General features: G+C 39.8%; 22 protein-coding genes. 3 read left to right on the forward strand and 19 right to left on the reverse strand.

Translation table 11 applies throughout. The features are described from left to right. Positions 1 to 31: 31 nt before the first annotated feature. The 18 genes from R8G66_16765 to R8G66_16850 form a co-directional block, all read right to left on the reverse strand. Positions 32 to 1477, reverse strand: a complete 1446-nt coding sequence (locus R8G66_16765) for an MOP flippase family protein (GenBank protein ID MDW3194028.1) — start codon at positions 1475 to 1477, stop codon at positions 32 to 34. Continuing rightward, entirely contained in the window at positions 1470 to 2225 is a 756-nt protein-coding gene (locus R8G66_16770; protein ID MDW3194029.1) for a sulfotransferase, read from the reverse strand. The genes R8G66_16765 and R8G66_16770 overlap by 8 nt, the downstream gene beginning before the upstream one ends. Further along, positions 2215 to 3111 carry a formyltransferase family protein gene (locus tag R8G66_16775; protein ID MDW3194030.1) on the reverse strand — a complete coding sequence of 299 codons (897 nt, stop codon included), beginning with the start codon at positions 3109 to 3111 and terminating at the stop codon, positions 2215 to 2217. Before R8G66_16775 ends, R8G66_16770 begins: the two co-directional genes overlap by 11 nt. Next, complete coding sequence (locus R8G66_16780; protein MDW3194031.1) at positions 3080 to 3760, reverse strand: class I SAM-dependent methyltransferase; 681 nt, start codon at positions 3758 to 3760, stop codon at positions 3080 to 3082. The genes R8G66_16775 and R8G66_16780 overlap by 32 nt, the downstream gene beginning before the upstream one ends. After that, positions 3757 to 4716, reverse strand: a complete 960-nt coding sequence (locus R8G66_16785; GenBank protein ID MDW3194032.1) for a GNAT family N-acetyltransferase — start codon at positions 4714 to 4716, stop codon at positions 3757 to 3759. Before R8G66_16785 ends, R8G66_16780 begins: the two co-directional genes overlap by 4 nt. After that, positions 4698 to 5831, reverse strand: coding sequence for a dTDP-4-amino-4,6-dideoxygalactose transaminase (gene rffA, locus R8G66_16790; GenBank protein MDW3194033.1), 1134 nt, complete (start codon positions 5829 to 5831; stop codon positions 4698 to 4700). Before rffA ends, R8G66_16785 begins: the two co-directional genes overlap by 19 nt. A 53-nt stretch (positions 5832 to 5884) precedes the next feature. Continuing rightward, the gene (locus tag R8G66_16795; protein ID MDW3194034.1) at positions 5885 to 7105 is read right to left on the reverse strand and encodes a hypothetical protein; all 1221 of its coding nucleotides are present in this window, start codon (positions 7103 to 7105) and stop codon (positions 5885 to 5887) included. After that, positions 7102 to 8220, reverse strand: a complete 1119-nt coding sequence (gene wecB, locus R8G66_16800) for a UDP-N-acetylglucosamine 2-epimerase (non-hydrolyzing) (protein ID MDW3194035.1) — start codon at positions 8218 to 8220, stop codon at positions 7102 to 7104. Before wecB ends, R8G66_16795 begins: the two co-directional genes overlap by 4 nt. Continuing rightward, positions 8210 to 9418 (reverse strand): hypothetical protein, encoded by a 1209-nt coding sequence (locus tag R8G66_16805; protein MDW3194036.1) that lies wholly within the window; start codon positions 9416 to 9418, stop codon positions 8210 to 8212. The genes wecB and R8G66_16805 overlap by 11 nt, the downstream gene beginning before the upstream one ends. Then, positions 9415 to 10467 carry a glycosyltransferase gene (locus tag R8G66_16810; GenBank protein MDW3194037.1) on the reverse strand — a complete coding sequence of 351 codons (1053 nt, stop codon included), beginning with the start codon at positions 10465 to 10467 and terminating at the stop codon, positions 9415 to 9417. The genes R8G66_16805 and R8G66_16810 overlap by 4 nt, the downstream gene beginning before the upstream one ends. Next, positions 10454 to 11593, reverse strand: a complete 1140-nt coding sequence (locus tag R8G66_16815; protein ID MDW3194038.1) for a glycosyltransferase family 4 protein — start codon at positions 11591 to 11593, stop codon at positions 10454 to 10456. Before R8G66_16815 ends, R8G66_16810 begins: the two co-directional genes overlap by 14 nt. A gap of 6 nt (positions 11594 to 11599) precedes the next feature. Continuing rightward, a complete protein-coding gene (locus tag R8G66_16820; protein ID MDW3194039.1) occupies positions 11600 to 12397 on the reverse strand; it encodes a formyltransferase family protein in 798 nt (265 codons plus the stop codon). Next, on the reverse strand, positions 12394 to 13572 hold the full coding sequence (locus tag R8G66_16825) for a hypothetical protein (protein ID MDW3194040.1): 1179 nt from the start codon (positions 13570 to 13572) through the stop codon (positions 12394 to 12396). Before R8G66_16825 ends, R8G66_16820 begins: the two co-directional genes overlap by 4 nt. Before the next feature lies 1 nt (position 13573). Beyond that, positions 13574 to 15427, reverse strand: coding sequence for an asparagine synthase (glutamine-hydrolyzing) (asnB, locus tag R8G66_16830; GenBank protein ID MDW3194041.1), 1854 nt, complete (start codon positions 15425 to 15427; stop codon positions 13574 to 13576). Positions 15428 to 15437: 10 nt separating this feature from the next. After that, positions 15438 to 16154, reverse strand: coding sequence for a class I SAM-dependent methyltransferase (locus R8G66_16835; GenBank protein ID MDW3194042.1), 717 nt, complete (start codon positions 16152 to 16154; stop codon positions 15438 to 15440). Positions 16155 to 16173: 19 nt separating this feature from the next. Next, the gene (locus tag R8G66_16840) at positions 16174 to 17112 is read right to left on the reverse strand and encodes a hypothetical protein (GenBank protein MDW3194043.1); all 939 of its coding nucleotides are present in this window, start codon (positions 17110 to 17112) and stop codon (positions 16174 to 16176) included. 3 nt (positions 17113 to 17115) lie between these two features. Continuing rightward, on the reverse strand, positions 17116 to 18450 hold the full coding sequence (locus tag R8G66_16845; protein ID MDW3194044.1) for an MBOAT family O-acyltransferase: 1335 nt from the start codon (positions 18448 to 18450) through the stop codon (positions 17116 to 17118). Positions 18451 to 18595: 145 nt separating this feature from the next. Beyond that, positions 18596 to 20320 carry an HAD-IIIC family phosphatase gene (locus R8G66_16850; GenBank protein ID MDW3194045.1) on the reverse strand — a complete coding sequence of 575 codons (1725 nt, stop codon included), beginning with the start codon at positions 20318 to 20320 and terminating at the stop codon, positions 18596 to 18598. Between the two features lie 73 nt (positions 20321 to 20393). Between R8G66_16850 and R8G66_16855 the strand changes: the two genes are divergently transcribed. The 3 genes from R8G66_16855 to R8G66_16865 are packed head-to-tail and all read left to right on the forward strand — an operon-like array spanning position 20394 to position 21746. Then, entirely contained in the window at positions 20394 to 20633 is a 240-nt protein-coding gene (locus R8G66_16855; protein MDW3194046.1) for an acyl carrier protein, read from the forward strand. A 2-nt stretch (positions 20634 to 20635) separates the two neighbouring features. Continuing rightward, the gene (locus R8G66_16860) at positions 20636 to 21025 is read left to right on the forward strand and encodes a MaoC/PaaZ C-terminal domain-containing protein (GenBank protein MDW3194047.1); all 390 of its coding nucleotides are present in this window, start codon (positions 20636 to 20638) and stop codon (positions 21023 to 21025) included. A gap of 4 nt (positions 21026 to 21029) precedes the next feature. After that, positions 21030 to 21746 carry an SDR family oxidoreductase gene (locus R8G66_16865; GenBank protein MDW3194048.1) on the forward strand — a complete coding sequence of 239 codons (717 nt, stop codon included), beginning with the start codon at positions 21030 to 21032 and terminating at the stop codon, positions 21744 to 21746. A gap of 291 nt (positions 21747 to 22037) precedes the next feature. Here R8G66_16865 and R8G66_16870 read toward each other — a convergent pair whose 3' ends face one another. After that, on the reverse strand, positions 22038 to 23345 hold the full coding sequence (locus R8G66_16870) for a hypothetical protein (protein ID MDW3194049.1): 1308 nt from the start codon (positions 23343 to 23345) through the stop codon (positions 22038 to 22040). Between the last annotated feature and the right edge of the window lies 1 nt (position 23346).

The raw sequence follows: 23346 nt of genomic DNA on the forward strand, positions 1-23346 counted from the left end.
ATGATCTCACTTCAGAAAACTATTGTCGGTACTACTTTTTTGAAACTGTCTTCAATAAAAAAATCACATGATCTCCTTCAAATTTCCATATTAAAAAACAATATATTCCAATTCCAGCCACTAAATCGATTAAAAGCACCATATAGTCGTTGAAATGTCCTGCGAGTAATATTGTAATGAATTTCACTGCCAATGCCATTGTTATCGCGCAGATTAGGACCTTAAAAAGATTCTTCACTAAATCTGTAAATTTCATCTCAATTAAATCCAACGGATATTTGAAATTATGATACATAATGGCAAAACTCCCAATCATATAGAAAGTAGCAACACCAACAATGCCATAAGAAAGTCCGAAACAAATAAATGCGATCACAATCAGATTCATCACCATCGACACTTTGAATTGCAACTTGGTATTCCCCTGAAACATATACAAGTTTCCATTCAAAGTCCCTATGGATTGTGGGATTGCGGCGATAGACAACACTTGAACGATAGGTACCATTGCCACCCATTGCTCTCCAAAAACAAAAGGCACCATGATATCTGCTGTTACCAAAATACCACACATCAAAGGGAAGGTGACCATTGCAATTGTTTTTGTCACCTTAAGGTAAATGGATCTAACCTGCTCCGTATCGTTTTGCAAGGCTGAAAAAGAAGGAAAAATCACCCTTGAAATCAAATGTGACACATTATGTAACGGCATTGTCATCAGCGCATACGACTTGGTGTAAACTCCAAGCGCTGTTGGGTTAAGAAATTTACCAACAAGCAGATTATCAATACTTCTGGTCCAATAAGAGAAAGTACGTGTTGCAAACAAGTACTTTGAAAAGTTGATAATGGACGTAATGGATTGAAACGAAAGTTGCAAACTCGGTTTCCACCTAACAGTCAAGATACATAACATGCTATTGATCAAATAAATCAACAATGTCTGGAAGACAAGGGCATAAACACCATAGCCGGAATAAGCCATCCAAATAGCCACTAAAAGGCTAATCATGTTACTAATAAACATGATGAAGAAGAGGCGCTTGAAGTCCATCTGCTTAGCTAGTAACGCACTGTGCACAAGACCAACTGAAAGGACTAAAAAGCCGAGCCCGGAGAGTTTAGTAACAGTAACCAAAGCTGGGTTATCATAAAAGGCAGCTACCCAACTTGATGAAAAATAGAAAATCAGACTTAGTACAATACTAACCGCGATGTTGAGCCAGAAAATGGTATTAAGTTGAATCTCGGAAATATCCTTCTTTTGAATGATTGCACTACTAAAGCCAAAATCAGCAAATATCATAGCATAGCCAATCAATACATTGATCATACCAAACAACCCGTAATCTTCGGGAAGCAAAAGCCTTGCAAGTACAATGGAAGAGGTAAGTTGAATCACAAACTTCACCACTTGACTTACCAGACTCCACTTTAAGCCTTTTACCGTCTTATCCTTTACCGTTGTTTTATCCATCTGTTACATAACCAAACTGCTCAGCCAAAGGCCAACAGATATTCTTGATCAATTTGAAATTCTCCTCACCAAAAAACTCACGATAAGAAAGGGTATGGTCGCCTTTAGGCTGAAACTGAATGTGCAATTTTTCCTCGATATCTGTTTTCACTTCCAGACCTAGTTCATAACACATGCGAGAAATAAAACCTTTCTTATCTGCTTTGAAATCCTCATACCTGGCAAGCCGGGTAGTAACCTCCTGATGATACTTTAGATAATTCATGACTGCCTCTTTCCACCTTACCGCAAGAACAGCAATTGGGTTTCTTTCTGCAGGAAAATTCCAATTTTCAGCCTGAAACAAGTTATAATGAGCTCCCAGATCTCGAATTTGTTCCGTACTAAGTTCCTGCAATGACCCATCCAATTGATATCTGTTGAGAATACTTCTTATGTTTCCGAAAGGATTTCTCACAACAAAAACGTATTGCGCATCAGGAAAGATTTCTAGCAGTTCGCCATAAAGAAATGTCAGGTTAGGCTCCTTGACCAGGGTTGTCCTAAAATACTTTCTATGCGATTTTACGGTTTTACCCAAAAGCAATTCTCCAGCCACCAAACGTTGGATATAAGGGGGCCATAATACAGGTATGTCGATTGTTTTGCTGATATTGCTCGCATCCGCGATAAGGTGGCCTATTGCTGAAGTACCTGATTTTTGATTACCCAGAACAAAAATTTCCGGTTTTGATTTTTTAAAAAACATCAGAAGAGACAAATATTTCTAGCCCATTAAACATGAATGAACGTTGATCTAAATGGGTAAATGGCTTATAGTTACCTACACCGTATACACGAATTAATTCACCTTGATACACTACTTTGGTTCCGAAAATATCTGCTCTAAACTTCAGCACCATCTCTTCTATGGAATCGACCTCTTGAAGCACCAATTCCTCGGGCAAAGGCTTTTTCATTTTCAAGGCATCGTCCAGTACCTCCTGCTCCCGTGAACGGGATTGAAATTTCTGCCGGTTCCACAGAAACTTACTGAAGGACTTTCTGGAATATTTCTTTAAGACCCCATTAACATCGTCGCTTGTCATGTGATTTTGCAACTCAAAAGATTGCTGAATAAGGATATCTCCCTGATCAAATTCTGCATTAACTTCATGAAGTGTGAACCCAAATCTTTTTTCACCATTTCTAATGGTCCAATAAACCGGATGCATCCCCGCATATTTAGGGAGCAGTGACCAGTGCATGTTCGTTGAAAATGTTGCAGCACTAATTTGAGCGGCAGGAATCAATCGTAAAAAGCCAAGGCTACACAAATAATCAACCTCGACAGGCTGAAAGGTTGTTTTATCATAAATCAGGAATCGTTTAGCCCTGATAAAGAAATAAATATAACACAAGAGTTCTGAAAACTTTCTGTGCCTGATCCGCTTCCATAAGAAACGTAGCTTATCCTTAAGAGGTAATGCTAACAACTGATGATAGCTCTTTTTACTTTCGACAGATAGATATATTGTTGATACACGATAAAACGGATTGAGAATCAATAATGGGAAGTAGTGAAAAAAATAACTCCCAAGCTCCGTGAAGACAACCGTTTTTTTACTTCTGAAAGACATAAATATTCTCCCCATTTTCGTTCACGCGTTGAAAACGTTCACGGAACGAAGGCTCCCTGTACATTACTTTGTTAATGTACTTCTTTCTGTACCCCGCCTCACGACATAGTTTTTCATATTCTTTTGGCGATCTATGATTGATATAGTGTATATCCTGCCCATGTTCATTTCTTACCTTCGAACTCCTCTCACAAAAAACCAGAAGGCCATTAGGATTCAAGAGGTTGTAAGCTTTTAACAGGATGTCGAGTAGATCCTGATCTTCAATAACATGCTGGAACACCCAAAACGAAAAAAACACATCAGCAGCAGGCAAATCTATTTTGTCAAGATTGCCATCTTCGATATGAAAAAACTCCTGTTCCGGATGGTTTTCTCTGGCCTTTACTAGCATCTCTTCAGATTGATCTACTCCCGTGTAATCGCTAAAATATGTGACTAAAAAGTCCACATTTCGACCAACTCCGCTGCCGAAATCAATTACACTTTTCTTATCTGCGAATATTGGCTTATCAAAAACAGTCACTAAATGACTATGATGGATCTTGCTCAGATTTAGATTTTTCTGACCATCCTCATCTTTCGGATCCAAAACCGGCCTGAACCCATCAAGGCTAGCCAGGTCATTCCAATATTTCTTTTGAAAATTAAGGTATGAACTCATTTGAAAAAGAATGATCTGAATTTACCTAAAATACGTGATTTCATGCTTTCTTTTTCCCAGATAGGAGCATCCATATAAGTTGCTCCAAAACCAGACTTAAATCGTTCTACTCCTTCAATGCCTCCACTGGGATTGAAATCAAAATAAGACAAATTCCGATGTTTGGCATCTGCTATCATCTGATAGAACAAGAGATGAATAGGTCGCTTATCATAATATTCTTGATCCGATGCGCCATGCCAATAGATGACGTTTCTCTTCGAATAGAGCATGATGGCTCCTCCAACTATTTTTTTATCGATGATGGCAACCCACAACGATAAATTCTCCTGGCTTTTTAGCAGACTAAATAAGTTTCGTCGATAGGCAATGGTGGCCTTATCACTCCACCTTTCCAGTGACTTCAAATAAATCTCAAAGTATTCATCCCACTGCTGCTCCGTTGTAGCCAGTTCGATATTGACATTAGATTTAATCGCCTTTTTCAGGGATCGTTTGTGCGATGTGCTCCACCTCTCTTTGATATCATCGGTGAGTTCTTTTAAATCGATCACCTGGCTAACGTCGTTCTTTTTCGACAGATCTAACTCCAAAGGCAAGTAGGGATTCCCTCTCAATGTCACATTATCATAAACGGAAATGATGTGATTCATCACCTCCGAATCCGGTGAGGAGTTCTCAGCAATCACACCACCGTAAGTTCCTGCCTGTGACATGTGTGTATGGCGCAAAGCCCCCTTGAAGGAAAAAACTTCCCCGAATGGCACGATGTATTGTGCTCCATTGTCCAACCTAATTAAGTCGGCATTGGACTTGATCACTCCTTGCGAATATGCCTCCCAAACTTCTCCCCACATTGGCGATTGGAAGTACGTGGCGTAATCGCATGCCTCCCAGCATGTCAACCACTCTTCTCTGGTTGCTCTTCTTCGCTCGACTATTTTGGCGTAAGACATGCCAACAAATGATTAACAAATTCTTCCTCAAATGGAAACCCATACCACATCGGCAATCTCAATAATCGCTCACTCTCTTTTGTTGTATAGACATCCTCACCGTGGAAACGACCATATTTTTCTCCAGCCAAAGCACTGTGCAAGGGTATGTAATGAAATACACTACTAATCCCTTTAGCTTTCAATGCCTCGATGACTTCCTGTCTTGCGTCAATATCTTTCAGTTTTATATAAAAAATGTGGGCATTGTGCTTACAATACTCCGGTATTTCTTGCCAGGCCAACTCACCTGATTCAAATAGTGGCCTCAGTACTGTTCTATAATTTTCCCAGGTTTGTAGCCGATCTTTGGTTACATCCACTACACTTTTCAATTGGGCGTATAGAAACGCCGCATTGAATTCACTGGGCAAGTAACTAGAACCTTTATCTACCCATGAGTATTTGTCTATTTCTCCCCTCAAAAACAAGGCTCGATTCGTTCCCTTTTCCCGAATAATTTCGGCCCTTTCTGAGAGCTGTTCATCATTGATGAGCAGACAACCGCCTTCCCCACATTGTATGTTCTTGGTGTCATGAAAGCTGAGGGCTCCGAGATGACCAATTGCACCAAGATGTCTTCCCTTATAGTACGAATCAATGCATTGTGCGGCATCTTCAACTACCCATAAGTTATGGCGCTTTGCTATGTCCATTAGCTTATCCATATCGCAACCCACCGCTCCATAATGAATAGGAACGATGGCCTTGGTTTTTTGAGTAATCGCTGCTTCAATTAAATCTTCATCAATATTCATTGTAGCTGGAGCGATATCGACAAATACAATTTTCGCACCTCTCAGGACAAACGGGTTGGCTGTAGATACAAAGGTGAAAGAAGGCATAATCACTTCATCTCCCGGCTGAATGTCCAATAGGATCGCCGCCATTTCCAATGCATGGGTGCAAGAGGTAGTCAACAATACACTTGCACTCGCAGTAATCTCCTTAATCAATTGGTTACACTTCTTTGTATAGCCGCCATCGCCAGAAAATTTACTGCCAGAATTGACTAAGTCATGGATAAAATCAAGCTCATTACCAATGACACACGGTTTATTAAAAGGTACTTTCAAATTCTGTTTTAATAATATGATCCTATTATAAAAGACTACTTGCTTAACAATTATTATCCCTGATGGAGTCGTTCAAAGGCCTGATTCATGGTTACAGAAAGCGAATCAAATCCTCTATAGCTGATCCCGATTTTCCGACATCTTTCTCGCAAGCGTTCTTTCTTTTCTTTAAGAAAGTTTTGAATCTCAGGAATTGATCGTTCCAGCGAATCCACGTCAAAATTGTTTACAACTACCCCTACCTGGTATTCTCGAGCATAATGATCATCTTCAGATACTCCTTCGCATACCAAATAAGGCAATCCACAACAAAGGTACTCTCCAACTTTGATTGGGCTTCTAAACTTTTGACTCGGTAATGGAGGAACGGATACCAATCCAAAATCTGCAGCGCTCAAATAATTTGGCATTTCAGAAAAATGGGCTTTCATGATACAGAACAGATTGCGGTCAATGCCCTTTTGAATCAACCGTTCCTCTAATGGCGCGATTGGTTGTCCTGTCAAAATCAGGAAATAAGATCGTTCAATCTTTTCAGCGAATACGCTGAATAAATCCAAAAGCTCTTCATCATAATAAATACCTCCCAATTTTCCGGCATAAACAAAGACATGCTGATCAGGACTTAACGACAACTTTTCTCGTATTTCCTCCCGGGCCTGAGCTGAAAAAACGAACCTTCCCTCGTCCACACAACTAGGTACCAGAAACAAGTTCTTAGTCCTATTTCTGGAATGCAGTCGGTCCAGCATGTGATTCGTACCTGTCGCAATTACTTCCGCTTTCTTACCAATACGGTCCTCCAAAAAGTTCAATATTTTGAAAGGAAGGCTACCAATCAAACCAAAATCTCTCAAAAATTCACCATGTGGCTCATATTGATAGTTAAAGTGTTTCAATCGAAATATTTCCGAAATCAATTGACTAAATGCTCCTGCCACAGTACCAAGACTAACGACCTGACGATAACCCTTCAACCGCAACTTGGCCACCATTAAAACAGAAATCAATAAGTCAAAAGCTTTGATCAATATTTTAGGTTGTCCCGTATGCCACTTAAGCGGAATCCATTCAATATTTAACTTTTTCAAATCCGCATGAATCGTGCTTCTCTCGTCGGCGTTTAAACCAAATTCGGCTTGTTCAAATGAAATGACCGTAAACCACACTTTGCCAGGATAGGACTTCTGATACTTCAGGATATACTGGTAAAGGTTGGATTGAAACAGTGGATCAGAAAAACTGTTATAAACAAAAACAATGGTTCTTTTCAAAGAAAATCTTTCTTTAAATGATTCACGATATTTTCAGCCGCTAGTCCATCACCAAAAGGATTTTTTGCACTGGCCATTCTTGAAAAGACCTCTGGATTATCCAATATATGACACACTTCATGTTGGATGTTATCTTTATTGGTGCCCACCAGTACCGAACAACCCGCTTCAACTCCCTCCATTCGCTCCGTATGGTTTCGCATGACTACCACGGGAACATCTAATGCAGGAGCTTCCTCCTGAATGCCTCCACTATCAGTAATAATGATTTTAGATTGAGTCATTAAATAAATCATATCCGGATATGGCACGGGATCAATTAAATGGATATTCGGAACATCATTTAATATTTTAAAAACCACCTCTCTTACATTGGGATTTAAGTGGACCGGGAAAATGAACTGGTAGGTCGTGTAGCGCTGTGCCAGTGACTTAAGCGCCTCGCAAATGTCCTCCATTTCTTTTCCGAAACTTTCTCTTCGATGACAAGTCACCAGAATATTGTCACCTCCCGGGGAACATACATGATTGTACCGATCTTCAAACTCCGCAATCTTTTCGGATTCCAACTGTTTTTTTGCACGTAACAAGGCATCAATCACTGTATTCCCTGTCATCAAAACATTTTCTATCACGTTTTCACTTGCGAGATTATCTACGGCTACTTGTGTAGGAGCGAAATGGTAATCCGCCAAAATGGAGATAATTTTCCGATTTACTTCCTCCGGAAAAGGTGAATACTTGTCTCCTGTCCTCAGGCCAGCTTCTACATGAGCTACTTTAATCTTATTGTAAAAAGCTACCTGTGCCGCAATCTGCGCGGTAATGGTATCACCTTGAACAATGACCAAATTTGTATCTTCTGACAAGGCTTGCTCGATTTTCTCAAAGGCAAAAGAGGCAAACTGAGAAAGGGTCTGATTCGGCTTCATTAAATCCAAATCCCTATCCGGAACAATATTAAATAGATCAAATATGGGCAATAACATTTCCCGATGTTGCCCGGTAGATATGAGTTCTACTTCAAACCCCTGATCTTTCAGTTCCATAAAAACCGGGATCATCTTGATGGCTTCCGGTCGAGTACCGATGACCAATTTTATTTTACTTCCCATGACTGCTTAGTAGCTTATATAACAATCCAGCCTGATACCTGGCCGAGTAAAACTCAGGGATCGCATCTGTCTGAAAAAAGGAATGATTCTGTGCTTCGAACTGGACAGTAGCCTCTTTTAGAAAATCCGCCAATTGTTGCGTTTCATTATGATGATATACATGATGTTCATCTTTCAACACCTCACTGGTCGTACTATTTTGCGGCGTAATGGCAATGATTTTTCTTTTTGCAATGAAATAATCCAGAATCTTCGAAGGGAAAAAGATAGCTTCTTCTCCGGGTTTCAAAGGGTTATCTACGAGCAACAACAAATGTGCTTCATTTTGAAACTTGATGGCCTCCGAATAAGGTTTTGGTCCCAGGTACGTAACTTTTGCTGCAACCTTCTCTGAAAAATCATTGATCATTGCTTCACTGGATCGATCTGCTTGTCCGACAAATTGAATTTCAAACTTTTCCTGATCTTCCGCACTAAGTTGTTTGAATGCTTCAAAAAAGTAAGATGGATTTCGACTACCGATCATCCCTCCCGTATAAACAACCTTGATTGTTCGATTAAAGTCTAGTGGCAAATCTTGTACATCTTCGTCATCATAAACATTAGGCTGATAATGAAACTTATCTACATGCTGCGGATATAGTGATTTGTAAAGCTCAATCGTTTTTTTGCTCGTAAAGGTTATGGCCGTTGCCCGATCTAAACACATCTCTTCCATCGCTTTATGTTTCCGGTGAATAGCTGGTGAAAAATCATGTAACGGATAAGCCGACCAGGGGTCACTCATATGCATCACCCAGGGCACTTGATGGTTAAGAGATAGTCGATAGGCAGCCAATGTTGAGCTTATCGGGAAGCTACGAGAGTAGATGATATCAGGCCTATCTGTATTTACTGCAAGCGCTTGTTTGATAAAACTTCTTTTGGAGTCTGGAAATAATAGCCCTGGCTTCACCCGGTGAATGATACTATTGAGTAATTTGTACTCCTGCAACTTAACTTCATATACCTGATACAAACCTTTTCTATATTGATCCAGTCCTGCATCATACGGCATATACAGTGTGGGCATGGCACTGGTAATCACTTCGATAGATACATCCTCGAATTGATTAAGGTATTTGACATACCTGGCCGTCTGTAAACACTCTGGGTCGCGCTTCGGAGGAAAGGCAACACTTACAAAAAGTACTTTCATAATTTCGCTATCAAGCTACCGATTCTCTCCACTTGTTTTTGATAAGTATTTTCAAGCGCAATATTTCTCCGTTTTCTATTTCTGGAATCTTCAGACCAAAAGTCAAAATTATCAACTACTTCAGAAAATACTTGTGACCATCGATCATTCGTACTACTCATAGCAATTAAATCTGAAAACTCGCTGTAATGATGTGTGTGTGTCGCTACAATAGGTTTACCGGTGCCTAAATATTCCATCATCTTATGCGGATTAGCCAGTTGTTCTTTGTACTCATCTGCTTTGTACGCTAAGATCAGAAGGTCCATTTGATCATAGAAATCAAAAAGTTCGGGTTTACTAAGCTTTCCCACATACGTCGCATTCTCCTCATTTTCCAACCTGAACTGGTGGGTTTTACCGGCAAAATAAAAGGTAATTTGGCGGTGTTTCTTTACAACCTGTTCGATTATATCCCAATCGATGTAAACCATATCCAGACTGCCAGCATACCCCACTTTCAAAGACTGAGAAGTACCTACAGAAAAAGTCCCCCGGGACACCTGATTGTCATATCCATGATTGATGAAGTAAGACTTTGGATTTACTCTTTTTGCCTTAGTTAAGATATGCTCCGTGGAGCAAAAACAAATGTGAGCCGAACCGGCAGCTCTATCAAAGTGGAAGTCTTGATTCAGATCAACAATATGTGAGATACTGATAACCCGAGTTGGCAAACAATCTAAATCAAAAAACACTGAATTATCAAAGGACCATACCACATCGATTGGTAAGCCAATCCGCTTTTGAATTTGATTAAAGACCCTTCGTTGCGCCAATTTTCTAATGATTTTCGGAAAAAATCGGAGCCCGGGCACAAAACCTTTGTAATCTACAACCTGAAGGTTGTCATATTCGGTGTGTTTTAGCGCTTCTCGACCGGAAGGTGGATTCAGGAAGAAAACCTGATTACCCAAACTAGCGAGTGTCACTGCGTAATGATGTTTCGAAAGAAAGAGATGTGTCCAACTTTCAGGGGAAACGATTAAGATGTTTTTATGTTGAAGCACTTTTTTCAACTGAAGCGGTTACAGCTTCGTAAAGAGATGAAATCTTTTTCATCTCGGACGACCTATTCCCCAAATTAATTACCACCTCTCGAGCCTGGATCGATTCTTCTTCAGAAAAACCGAGGAAGGCTTGTTCTATTGTATGGGCTAATTCTTGAACACTCCATTCACCAAGTATATAAGTCCATTCTCCGAAAACATCTCGATCATACCCCAAAGGACCCAGGATAAGTGGTTTTCCAAAATACATTGCCTCAAGACCAGAAACAGGTGTCCCATCAGAAATGGGGTTCATAATTACCAGGCTAGTACCATAATAAAGTTTAAATAATTGCTCCTGATTTTGTCTTGTCAAAAATATGAAATTGGCAGCCCCATTATCCTCCATCAAAGTTTTGATGCGATTAACATATGACTGGTCCTGGGCATCTTCATCAATGAAAACGAAATCATAATCAGCCAAAATCTCCTTCTTCAAAAGGCCAATCGCCTCAACGGTAAACTCATGATTATAAAGAGGCTTCATAACACGCGGCATGAACACATACTTCCTGGTTCCTGAAATCAAGGACGAGCCACTGGATATTTTTTCCATCGCGCTGACATCTACACCTGTTCGTATGACATGCACTTGATCACTCAACCCGAACAATTCCCGGATCATCTGTTTTTGGCCTTTTGATGTTCCCGTAATGCAATCACAATTTCGAAAAGCTATTTGATACAAGATGCGCGTGTACAAATTCGCTAGGGAAAATTGCCGAAAGTGATTCTTTATGGTAACTAAAATATCTGTGCCACGAGTAGTAGCAATGATTTTGACACCCAAAAAGGGTTTGAAGATGGCCCAAAGAATATTGGGTTCTACAAAATACACGTGAAAAACATCAATCTTATGTGTTTTGATGATGGATCGAAGTTTCAAGAAGCCAGATATCGTCTTAAATATCCGAATAATGGAAAAATCATGAAGGAACCCTACTTCCAGAATCTGATGTTTGTAATCTTCCTGCAGACTTACATGTGATGCCCTTCTTACCAAAAACAGCTGATGTTCATCTGCCTGATAAGTGATCCATTTGAGGTCATGAATGGAAGATGGATCCGCCAGAAAAAGAATATTCACGATGGTCTATTTTCTCTGTTTTCGAATTCTTTCATATACAGTCAATCTCTTTTCAAGGGTAATATCTTTAAATCGATATGCCCTTGTATGAGTAGCCCTGTCTTGAGCTGTCGGTATAATTTTTCCCTCAATGAACGCCTTTACTATTTTGGGGAATTCTTCAATGATATTTATTGTATTGCTAACTCTCAACCAATCCGGATCAAAGTATTCCACATTAGTCAAGGGTATCTGTTTCAATAACTCCCCGGTATCTACTCCACTGTTAACAAGGTGAATGGTTACACCTAGCGAATCAAAATCATCGTGAAAGCATTGCCAAAACTCTGACCTTGTACCTCGGTAATCCGGAAGAATGGAACAGTGAGCATTGACAAACGCCTTCTTCGCCAATTGTAAAAGATTTTCTTTGATGATCCCCGTACCATAAACCATACAGGTTTCCGGGGGAGTATGTTTGAATTCCTCCAATAACTGTGGATGATTGATAGATGAAAAAACCTTTGTGGGAATATGGCTTATTTTCTTAAAATCATACTGACCAATGAATCGCTTCAGATGTTTTTGGGCATTTGTTGCACATCTTCGCTCGAATCTTAAAGTTTTTCCGGTCGTTGAATCTAAAGTGATCAACTGTTTTATTTTGGAAAGCTCACCACGCACTGACTTCACCAATCGATCCCTCAATGAAGGTTCTCTGGAAGCAACAACGACCATGCGGTCCAGATCCAATCCCTGGCTCAACATACTTACAGCAAGGGCCTTTGCTGCATCAGTATTATTGGTAAGTAGTGTTACTTTCATTCGAACCGTATTGAAAAAATATCAGACTTATGTTTCACCAAATGAAAAGGAACTTCCTTTTGCCCAAGGAAAACCTTTAGTGCATTGGCATTAACTTTTGATGACCTGAAACTAAAGACATGATCACCTAAATCTTCAAGCTCCAGTTTTTCATACCTTATGCCATCTGGATAAAAATGAACTGTGCTTTTAGACTCATCAATCTTGATATGATCTCGAATCACCAGATAATCCAGCATTTGCGAGATTGGACTCACCATTAATTGCTGTTCGTCGAATTTCTTCCTAATGTAAGTAAGTGCTTCTCGTGTTTTATCAGGAATATGAAAAGATTCTTGTAATCTATCAAATGGTCGTTTCCCCAAATGCGTGTAAGTGACCATTGTTCCATTTTGATCAATCAATTGATCGATCACTTTTGAATCTATGATATTTCCGAGCCCATAAATATCCGCATCTTTCCAGGTGCCATATCTTCTAAAGCAGTAGAATGAATTACCATCCGGAAACTTCTCAACAAAGTACTGGCGGTTTTGGGGAATCTTCATTTTCAGGAGAAGTACGAACTTTTCAGGTAATAACCTGAGCAAAATGAATTTGACAACCGCTTTTAATCGCGAAGTAGAAATATCAGAAAAATACTTCCAGGAATTTACCGCTCTATCTTGTCCGACGATTTCAGTCAACTCACCATCCCAGATATAGTGAATCCCAATTTGTTTGATCAAATCAAGCGTATAAGTGTAGATCTTGTATTGATGCCCAGAAAGGTCTTTAGTATATGGTAAAGCACCTTTTTGAGAATTATGTAACAAATTCCCTATGAAATCGGCGTGATCAATCCAAACCTTGGGTGAAACACCGTGTGCCTTCAAAATCTTAATTGCTTCCTCGGCATCCTCCCGGTCAAAACCCTTGCCCCTGCTGTGCATATAGTCTCCCCAGGTGTGAATAATATCATGCCATTGAGAAGTGATTTCCGGATGCTGAAAAAGGTTTACTTGATCGGGCAAATTGGCATTATAGGAACGCACAAAAAGGCTGTTGCTGATTGGAAGGCCGAGTTCTTGCCAAATGAACTTATCCAGCTCCCGCCAGTCCTTTATATTGGTATTATCAGGGTCGTTGGCAATAGTAAACCACGCATTATAGGGAAAGGGATACTTAAGGACCATACTATAGTCTAAAGTTCGGATTAAACTTCTCGAACCAGATTTCCAAACAGTAAAGTAACCATATTCGATGACGGTGATCACCTCTACTCAGAAGATGCTCGCTAGACAATCGATCAATTGCCGATGCGTTCATTAGATTCCGCTGTTTCAGATTTTCCAATCGCCCATGGATGTCTTGCTTTAATGAATTCCGGATCCAATGATCAATCGGAACACTAAATCCTTTTTTGGATTCTGTCATCGCATTTTTTCTTACATACTTCTCAGCAAGCTTTCGAAGTAGGTATTTAGCATTTCCATTGCGATACATCAGCCTGGTATCTATAGAATACGCGATCTCTGCCAAATTGGCGTCCAAAAACGGAGACCTGACCTCCAATGAATTCATCATTGAAGCACGATCGACTTTGACCAGATAATCATTGATCAATCGGGTATCCAGAGAGGTCATCATTAGTTTTTTCGTGAGTCCCTGAACTTCTCGTGTTCTTTCCCATAAACCATCTAAAAGTTCATCAGGAGCTTGTCGAGGAATTTCAGGATTCAGCTCCTTCATCATATGATCATCAAAGCCCATATACCTTGATAATTGACCCGCTGGAGACATTTTCAAGAATGCCTGATAGGAACCAAGATTTTCTCGACGCTGAATTCTTCCAAGTACTTTATCACCTAACACGGCTAATTGACGTAAAGCTGGATGATATCGGGTTGCTAACATTTCTGCATGATATGCCTGCAAATACTGACTATACCCCCCAAATAACTCATCGCCGCCATCTCCCGATAAGGCAACGGTCGCGAAACGCTTGATCTGTCTTGTGATATGATAGCTTGGAATAAGGCTAGAGTCCGCAAATGGCTCACCTACATAGCTAATTATTTGATCCAGTCCCTGGCCGATCTCTTCCCCAGACAATACAATTTCTTCATGATTGGTATCGTATCTTCTGGCTACTAGCCTTGCTTCTTCCCGTTCATCTGCTCCTCCTTCGATTCCTACCGTGTAGGTATTTACTTTCTCGGAAGAGTGACTGGCAAGCATCGATACGACCAAGCCGGAATCTATTCCTCCACTGAGAAAGCAGCCAATAGGCACATCACTGACCATCCGTTTGAGAATAGCATCTTTTAGACCTACTTCAATAGTATTCAGTGCTTCTTGCTCATCAACGATGGTTTCTTTGCTCTTTAGTGACCAGAATTTCTTGAACGTTGATTCGGATTTGTTCAAATCATATCTAAGGTAGGAGCCACCAGAAATTTGTTTGATCTCCTTCCATATTGTTGATGGTTGAGGTACTGATAGCTCCTTGAAATAGTAAGCCAGGGAATACATGTCTATACTGACGTGCCTGAGCTGTTGTAAGGAGCGTATATCAGAAGAGAAGGTAAGTCCATTAGCATCTTCATGATAATACAACGGCTTTTTACCAAATCGATCTCTGGCTAAGAATAATACCTCTTCATGTTTGTCATAAAGAGCAATCGCAAACATCCCATCCAATCGCTCCATCAGTCCTTCAAAACCCCATACCTGAAAACCTGCCAGAATGACTTCCGTGTCCGAATCAGTCCTGAATTCGTATTCAGATAAGTTAAAATGATTTTTTAGTCGCTGAAAATTGTAGATTTCTCCATTGAAAACGATGATGCTTCGATCATCTTCCATCGGTTGATTGGCCTCATCTGACAAGTCGATGATCTTTAGTCTCGTATGTACCAGCCCGACGTTTTTATCATTCCAGTAACCAGTCGAATCAGGTCCTCTTTCTTTCAGAAAAGGTTCAAAGTAAGTTAATTCATCTTTGGTGACGCTACTATGTTTTTTGACGATACCGGCAATACCACACATGGCAGGGTCACTACTTTAAGCCTCTCAAATAATAAGACAATTTGCGCTTCGCTTTTCGGGAAAACGAATCATCAAGAAAAGCCTGCCGGTTCTTATAGGACCTTTCACTTATGTTTTTTCTCATGACGATCAATTGATAATCCGGATCTGTTGAATAGATGCTATAGCTATGCAAATATTCTATTTTGAATGAAGTATGCTTAAGATTACCAAGTAATTCTCCTAATTCAATCGGTTGATCAATGATTTGAAGTGTCTCAGGTTGGTTCTTTCTGATCCACTTTAATGAATCCGGATCAGGAATATGAATAATCAATAAGCCATCTTGTTTCAGCAACAGTTCAAGTTTTGAGAATAATCTGGCATGTTGTTCAATCGGAATATGCTCTAATACATCTGGCATTAGTATGATGTCATACTTCTTCTGAATGTCTAGTTGAACGACATCACCGGCAATCAATTCCTGATTATTGTACTTTGCCAATCGCTGCTTTGCCAGTTCGATGCTTTTTTCACTGATATCAATACCAGTAATCGAGCCGGTGGTTAAATAACGTAGGACAAGCTCCGTCTGAGTTCCAATTCCACAACCGATTTCCAGCACTTGATCACTTCCTTTTAAACCAAAAAACTCAAGCCATCTTTGAATACTTAGATGACGATGATTAATCCCTCTTGAATGTTGAAAGTTGGAATAATCGTCATAAAATTCTGAAACTTCGGTCATGCTTGTAAATCAAATAACATCAATATCGACTGATGATTTCTTGTTCAATTATGCTGGTAAAAGTAGGCCTAAATTCGGCAGTAAGGTGGTTACTATCGCGAAATAGCTCCAGGCTATCAAAATAGGTTTTTTGATAGTCCAAAATCTCAATGTTTTCATAAGGTTTCAATACTGTCATGAGTCTTTCATAATAAGTGTCAGGCGAATAACAGTAGCTTACCTGATGATAGTAAGCCTCAGTAACAGGATACTTCAACAAGACCAACTTGACAGACCTGGAATGAGCTAATTCAATAATTTTAGTGAAATAATACAGCCCTTCGGAACTAAGTTTATCTTCCAGACAATCCTTGTATTCAGACTTGTCCGAAACCTCTACCGTTGCGTTTTCCAAATCTTCGACCAACAGATCATTCTGATCCTTGGGAAACAGATATTCAAAAACATCCATTTCACCATCAGCGTAGGAGAAGAATCGTGCTTTTGCATATTTGTAGGAGTAGTTCAGAATTTCTCCCTTGACTTGACCGAGTTCCCAAAAATCTACATATCGCAACCAATAGTACAGGTTTTCACGTCCAAGGCCAGTTCGTTCGTCCACATCGCCCAGGTCAAAATTTAGAACTACGTATTCAACTGGATTTCTTTCTAATACGTACCTCAATTTGTAGTACGACCTACTAATATCTTCACCGTAAGAACCAAAATTGACCCCATTGACCATCTGATTGCCTAGTAGGCCGAAACTATGTGACTGTCCAAGGATCAAGTACTTGATCGAATCTCCCGGGGCATAGGTATGAAAATTACGATCAGTAGTTCTTATATGACTACCATTCATCACGTCCTGATACCATAGATTCAGCACAAAATTGATCAGCACAAAAATCAGTGAGAAGATCGTCACTGGAACGATGCGACTTTTGAATGAATCCGTTTTAAAACCGAATAGATTCATGCGTTAAAATTGAAAGTAGATGAATTGATCCCCACCATCTACACCGAAGATGATTATCCCAAATAATATTACTAGCTTAATTGCCCACTTGGCCCCAACAGGGTAGTCATGCATGAATTGAAGGTACTGTTCATTTCTTCTCAATAGCGTCACAAAAGCCAGGAATACAAGCGAACCTAATGCGACTAGGAAGTCAAGTTTATTCATTCCTACACTTTTTATGGCCTCATATATCCCGGATGGATGAACAGAATATCCTGAAAAGCACTGCTCGATCACAACCCAGGCCTCACCTAGACTACTTGACCTGAAGAATATGAATGTGAATGTGGCATACAAAAAAGTCAAAAATATGGATGTGTATGCAACCATAAGCTTGTTCCATTTTTTCGTCAACTTCTTTCTGGCTTTTCGAGTTCGAAACTCATAAATCAAAATAACTCCATGCAACACGCCGAAAACAACATAATTCCAATTAGCTCCATGCCATAATCCACTTAGAAAGAAAGTGATGAATATGCCTAACATTACACCGGCTTTTCCATGATCTCGAAAGTAGATGGCTAACGGATTAAAGATGTAGTCTTGAAACCAACTACTGAGAGAAATGTGCCATCTCCGCCAAAACTCGGTAATCGACTGACTCTTATATGGCAAATCGAAATTTTGCATGAGAGAAAAGCCCATCATATAAGACATGCCGATCGCCATATCGGAATATCCCGAAAAGTCACAAAACAATTGAATAGAGAAAAAGAAAACAGCGATGAGCATTACCTCTCCTTGAAAAGAAGCAGGTGTTCCATAAACAGCGTCCACAAATATGGCCAAACGATCAGCAATCACTACCTTCTTGAATAAGCCCCAAAAAAATATTGCCAGCCCATGGCTAAAATTCTCATAAGTTACTTTCGGCTTAATTTTGAATTGTATCAAGAGATTGCCTGCACGCTCAATGGGTCCAGCAACAAGTTGTGGAAAAAAAGACACGTAAAGAGCGAATCGCCCTAAATGTCTTTCTGGTGAAATACGGTTATAGTACACATCCAAATTGTATCCCATGGTCTGGAAAGTGTAAAAAGATATACCGACTGGCAACACTACCTTAATGATTGGGATCGCATAAGATATACCTAAAAGAATTCCTAAGTCATGGGCTGTTTCAGAAAAGAATCCGAGGTATTTAAAGACCACCAACAAACCGACATTGATGATCATACTCAAGTTTAAGACTAACTTTTTATGCTTGTTCGATTCATTAGCATAGTAAAGACCACAATAATAATTGAGCAGCGTATAACCCATGATCAGCAGAACCAGTTCCGCTTTCCAGGACATGTAAAAAAAATAACTCGCACTCAACAAAGGAATCCATACAAACCTGGACGGTGAGATGAAATAAAGCGTCAGAACAATCGGAAAGAATACGAAAAACTCAACTGAATTGAATAACAAGGCTATAGGGCTTTATGACTGTCGATCATCAATGAACTTGTTCAATAAAATAGGTAGGCGTTGAAAACCCTGAAGTCTCAAATTTCCACTTCTGATCAGAATGGGTAAATCCTAATTTCGGATAATGATCTTCAACCAGGGCATTTTTCTTGGTTTTCAAATATTCACCCAGTACAACCTCTACTCCATCTTCTTTGGCATTTTTCATGATGTTATCCAACAACAAAAGTTCAACGCCCCTCTTTAAGACGCGGCAACTCATGATCCAGGAATCAACAAAATACTGTTTGCTTTGTACCTTGGCAATGGCGAGACTTATCAATCCATACTCCCCAAACTTATCTTGTAGAAAGACACTCCAGGTCCGGTAAGACTTATCACTCATCATGGCGCTAATATCAGATTCAGAATAGCGAATGGTCCGAAGGTTAAATTGATTAGAACGCTGAGTCAATTGGGAGATCCTGGCAATATCCTTCTCGGTAAAAGGCTTTACAATTGCCTTCATTTCAAGGCTCCGTAAGTATTGGTTCAGGTCTGTAAAAGAACTTTTTACAGCAACACGCTTGACCTCTTGCTGATACATTTCTGTCCTCTTTGCATCCTCTTGAGAATAAGAGGATGCTTCAAAAAGATTTAATGACCTGATATAACTGAGGTATTCCGCAGGATCTTCGGGTAATTCCGGTACTGAAACATCTGGTAATTCGGTCCTTACAAGTTCCCGTTCGAAAGGATTGTCATCGATAAATACGAATGAGTCATATCCAATATTCAATGCCTCCTTGATGGTTCTAATATTATCTGCTTTGTTGTGCCAGTTGGCAACAAACATAGTGATGTCTTCTAATCTCAACATCATTGAAGGGTGCTGTCTGAAAGGCTCTTTTGCGATTTCCTCATCGTTTTTGCTGCAAATGGCAAGCAATACCCCTCTCTCTTTAAGTGCTTTTGCCCAACGTTGAATATTACAATATTCCCTACCTATCCCCGACTCGCCAAGTAAAATCCCCTCCATACCATCATCACCGATCACTCCTCCCCATAAGGTATGATCCAGGTCCAGCACAAGGCATTTTTTCACCTTCCCTGAATTCGCGGAAATCATGTCAACGATCACTTTTGCAACCTGAGGCAGCGCATCCAATCCCACTGAAATGTCTCCATTGACCCGCAATCTATCATCCTCAAATATGGTCTGCCCTAAAGTGCTTTTCACCTTTTCTAGATCAACAACATAAAGCTCGTTCTGCGATTGTGCTTCCCGCATCAATTCTACATTGAAAAGGGAGCTCTGGAACCTCCATGAGCTGATGGCTTTATTCCCATAATTGCCAAAAACCGCATCCTCTACCATCCAGCAATTACTCACCATAACGTTTGATTTACTCTTGGTTCTGATGAGATCTAAAAGTTGTTGGATACGGTCTAAGTGAAGTTGACTCCAATTCTTTCTGTCGCCGGGATCTAAATCCAAAAACTCCGACAATAGCTTTTCGGCAGAGAAAAACAGGAAGATAAAGTCAGGTTTGAATGCATATAAGTCAGAACGATCGTCAAGCAGTTCCAACTCCATCTGATTGAACGCTCCTTCGTAGATCTCAAGATTAAGATCCTTCTCAAATCCATGACCTTTAATTGCTTGTCTTAAAAATTGAGTAGAAGAGTCACTTAATATGGCGAGTTTTTTAATAGGCAGTCCGTCTGAGGGCTTTTTACTTAATTTCCTTAAACCCTTGAAATCAGTTAACATTCTTCCAATTAGATTTGACTTGAACCTTCAAAGCTTGGTCCTTGTAATTAGATTCGCAAAGAAATTGGAAATTATGGAATTTGATCAGGTACTTCGACGAGTGAATGAAATTTTTATCGATGAGTTGGAAAATGAAGACATTGTTTTGTCTTACGAGACTTCTGCGAAAGATATAGAAGAATGGGATTCGTTAAATCACATTGCATTAGTAGTTGCCATTGAAAAGTCATTTAAAATTAGATTTAAAAGTGGCGAAATCAACGAATTCAAAAATGTTGGTGAAATGTGTGACGCCATTCTTTTAAAGATTTAAAAGTGGAAGTAGGCAGGTCTTTCGAACTTGACTTTGAAATCACTGAGCAATTGTGGTCAGGTTTTATCCATCTTTTCAGAGATAGCAACCCTCTGCATACCGACGAAGCATTCGCCCAGAAAAAGGGATTCAAGGGCAAAGTGATGCACGGAAACATACTCAATGGCTTCCTCTCTTATTTCATCGGAGAACAATTACCTACCAGAGATGTCATCATTCACAAGCAGACGATCAGTTATCACAAACCATTCTTTCTTGGTGATCAAATTCGACTCAATGCGGAAGTAACAGCCTACCATGACGTTCTCCAAGTTGTAAGTCTGAAATTCTCTTACTATAATCAGTTGGAAGAAATGATCGCTAAGGGTATCGTACAAATTGGAATCATATAAGCTAATGAATATTCTTATCACCGGTGGCGCATCAGGTCTTGGTGAAGCGATCACCAATAAACTAGCTAAAGATCACCACAACAAGGTCTTCTTTACTTATAACAATTCGAAAGAAAACGCAGAAGCCATCAAGGGGACATATGCAAATGCGGAAGCAATTCATTGTGACTTTAGAGATCGATTTTCGCTTGATCAGTTTATTGAACAAATAGATGAGATGTCTATTGATGTACTGGTCAATAATGCCATTTCTGGAATGGTCAGGGCACACGCACATAAAATTACCATCGAAGATTACCAAAAAAGTTTCGAGCAAAATGTTCTGCCCACCATCGCTATTACCAATCGTGCCTTGAAAGGATTGCGAAAAAGAAGAAACGGTAAAATCATCACGATATTGAGTGCTGACATCATCGGAAACCCCACCGTAGGCATGGCCGAATACACGGCGAACAAGGCCTATTTAATGTCTATGGTCAAGCAATGGGCTACAGAAAATATTAAATTCAATGTATCCTCGATGGCCATCAGTCCATCACTCATGAAAACCAATATTCCATTGGGTGTAGACGACAGAATCATGGAAAACATCGAGGAAAACCACCCTTTGAAGGGCTTACTGCCAATCGAAGATGTCGCAGAGGCAATCGCATATTTCTCAACAAGTTCTTCCTACACTACCGGCATCAATCACATTATCAATGCCGCAGAAAAGACTTGAAAAATGAAGGTATCCGAGCAGTCGAACTATCAAAAAGGCAGTTGTCTTTTATGGATTAACCACTAAACTACCTTAATAGTCCTGGCCTACAGGAGTCTGTATCAAGAAAGCACTAGATCAAACAAAGCTTTCACAATTCGTTTAGAGGCCGTTTCATTCCAATTTTTAGGTATTTCACCCGTTGGCCAATTTCCTTCATTTAACCTATTGAGATATTGTGGAATGTTTTTTGGATCTGTACCAACTAATACGCATCAACTGTATCGGGAAGTTCCGTATTGTCTCTAATGGTTAAACAAGGTCATTCCCTTTAATTAATTCTCTTTTTATATAATTGGCCAATTTTTCTGCTTGAACCTCTCGTGAATAACTATTGACCATGTTTTTATCCCCATCATAAAGTACATCTCCGTATTGCTTCCATTCCTGAAACTTCAGATCTAAATAATCTCGAACTCCCTCTGGTTCATATGCCGCACTTCCCAGATTTCCTTCGATTATCGTTTTCTCCAAAAAGTCTTTATCTCCCGGCGCTAATAATATGGGACGTTGGCTACCAATGTACTCAAATATCTTGCCCGAGTAAATACCTTTTGTTCCAAGCCAACAAGGGTAAAGTAAGACGTGAGAACTCTTCTTTAATTCCAATGCCTTATGTCTTTCTACTCTTCCCTCACATCGTACAATTCCATGTTTGACGTACTTACTTGCCATTTTTTCAATCTGCTCTAACATGTTTCCTTTGAGTCCTACAAATGAAACCAATACGTCATCAGTTGCTTTTTCCTCCAAAAACAGGGCAAGACCTTTGAAGAATATTTCTATGTTTTGATCAGGGTACAACGTGCCTATGTGGGAAATAAGAAACTTTTCCGATACATACGGACTCACATCATCAAAAAGAGTCTCATCATATCCATTCGTAATCTCAAACCCCTTCTTATTTGTGAGGTTACCCAAATACTCTGCCCAAAAAACACCCGCTGCGGTTACAAACAGAGCATGTTTCAAATACTTTTTGATATATCGCTCTTGTATAGAAAGATAAATCCGGTCTTTTATTGAAGGAACAAACGACTCGTTGCCTAGGCGCAAATCATGCAAATCCCTCCAATCTGTAACAAATGGAATTCTGTATTGCTGCTCTACCCAATGCGCTAACCTTAGGTTGTAAAACGGACTGTACAATGTAAGCACACAATCGTATGAATGATCCTTGAGATGGCTTCTCAGAAAACGCTTAAAACACAGATAAGAAGCAATTAGATCTAAATCAAAAAAACCAAAAACATTTAGTAGGAATGTCATCACCTTCGATAAACCAGGAACTTTGATAAGGCTTAAATACAATTTCTGATGCCAGGTCTGCTCTCTCGGAACTCTGTAAACTTTATAATGCTCCACTTCCTCCAAAAAAGGACTCGTACCCGAATCATGGTATTGCCAGGCAGACTGATCAGGTGTTTTCTCCCAAAGGTGAGTGACTACCGTTGTTTCAAGACCGTGTTTCGGGAAATTCCTGGCATAGGCAAGAGGCCGATAAGCAGCAATGATATTATCCGGAGGAAATTGATAAGTGATGATAAGGATTTTCTTCATT

The organism is Cytophagales bacterium, assembly GCA_033344775.1.
In the GTDB taxonomy this organism is placed as follows: domain Bacteria; phylum Bacteroidota; class Bacteroidia; order Cytophagales; family Cyclobacteriaceae; genus JAWPMT01.

Coding starts and splice junctions, on each gene's coding strand:
- R8G66_16775 (MDW3194030.1), bottom strand. CDS start 3,111: ATGGGGAGAATATTTATGTCTTTCAGAAGTAAAAAAACGGTTGTCTTC.
- R8G66_16835 (MDW3194042.1), bottom strand. CDS start 16,154: ATGACCGAAGTTTCAGAATTTTATGACGATTATTCCAACTTTCAACAT.
- R8G66_16805 (MDW3194036.1), bottom strand. CDS start 9,418: ATGAAAGTACTTTTTGTAAGTGTTGCCTTTCCTCCGAAGCGCGACCCA.
- R8G66_16865 (MDW3194048.1), top strand. CDS start 21,030: ATGAATATTCTTATCACCGGTGGCGCATCAGGTCTTGGTGAAGCGATC.
- R8G66_16840 (MDW3194043.1), bottom strand. CDS start 17,112: ATGAATCTATTCGGTTTTAAAACGGATTCATTCAAAAGTCGCATCGTT.
- R8G66_16870 (MDW3194049.1), bottom strand. CDS start 23,345: ATGAAGAAAATCCTTATCATCACTTATCAATTTCCTCCGGATAATATC.
- asnB (MDW3194041.1), bottom strand. CDS start 15,427: ATGTGTGGTATTGCCGGTATCGTCAAAAAACATAGTAGCGTCACCAAA.
- R8G66_16765 (MDW3194028.1), bottom strand. CDS start 1,477: ATGGATAAAACAACGGTAAAGGATAAGACGGTAAAAGGCTTAAAGTGG.
- R8G66_16770 (MDW3194029.1), bottom strand. CDS start 2,225: ATGTTTTTTAAAAAATCAAAACCGGAAATTTTTGTTCTGGGTAATCAA.
- R8G66_16780 (MDW3194031.1), bottom strand. CDS start 3,760: ATGAGTTCATACCTTAATTTTCAAAAGAAATATTGGAATGACCTGGCT.
- R8G66_16825 (MDW3194040.1), bottom strand. CDS start 13,572: ATGGTCCTTAAGTATCCCTTTCCCTATAATGCGTGGTTTACTATTGCC.
- R8G66_16855 (MDW3194046.1), top strand. CDS start 20,394: ATGGAATTTGATCAGGTACTTCGACGAGTGAATGAAATTTTTATCGAT.
- wecB (MDW3194035.1), bottom strand. CDS start 8,220: ATGGGAAGTAAAATAAAATTGGTCATCGGTACTCGACCGGAAGCCATC.
- R8G66_16820 (MDW3194039.1), bottom strand. CDS start 12,397: ATGAAAGTAACACTACTTACCAATAATACTGATGCAGCAAAGGCCCTT.
- R8G66_16785 (MDW3194032.1), bottom strand. CDS start 4,716: ATGTCTTACGCCAAAATAGTCGAGCGAAGAAGAGCAACCAGAGAAGAG.
- R8G66_16845 (MDW3194044.1), bottom strand. CDS start 18,450: ATGTCCTGGAAAGCGGAACTGGTTCTGCTGATCATGGGTTATACGCTG.
- R8G66_16850 (MDW3194045.1), bottom strand. CDS start 20,320: ATGTTAACTGATTTCAAGGGTTTAAGGAAATTAAGTAAAAAGCCCTCA.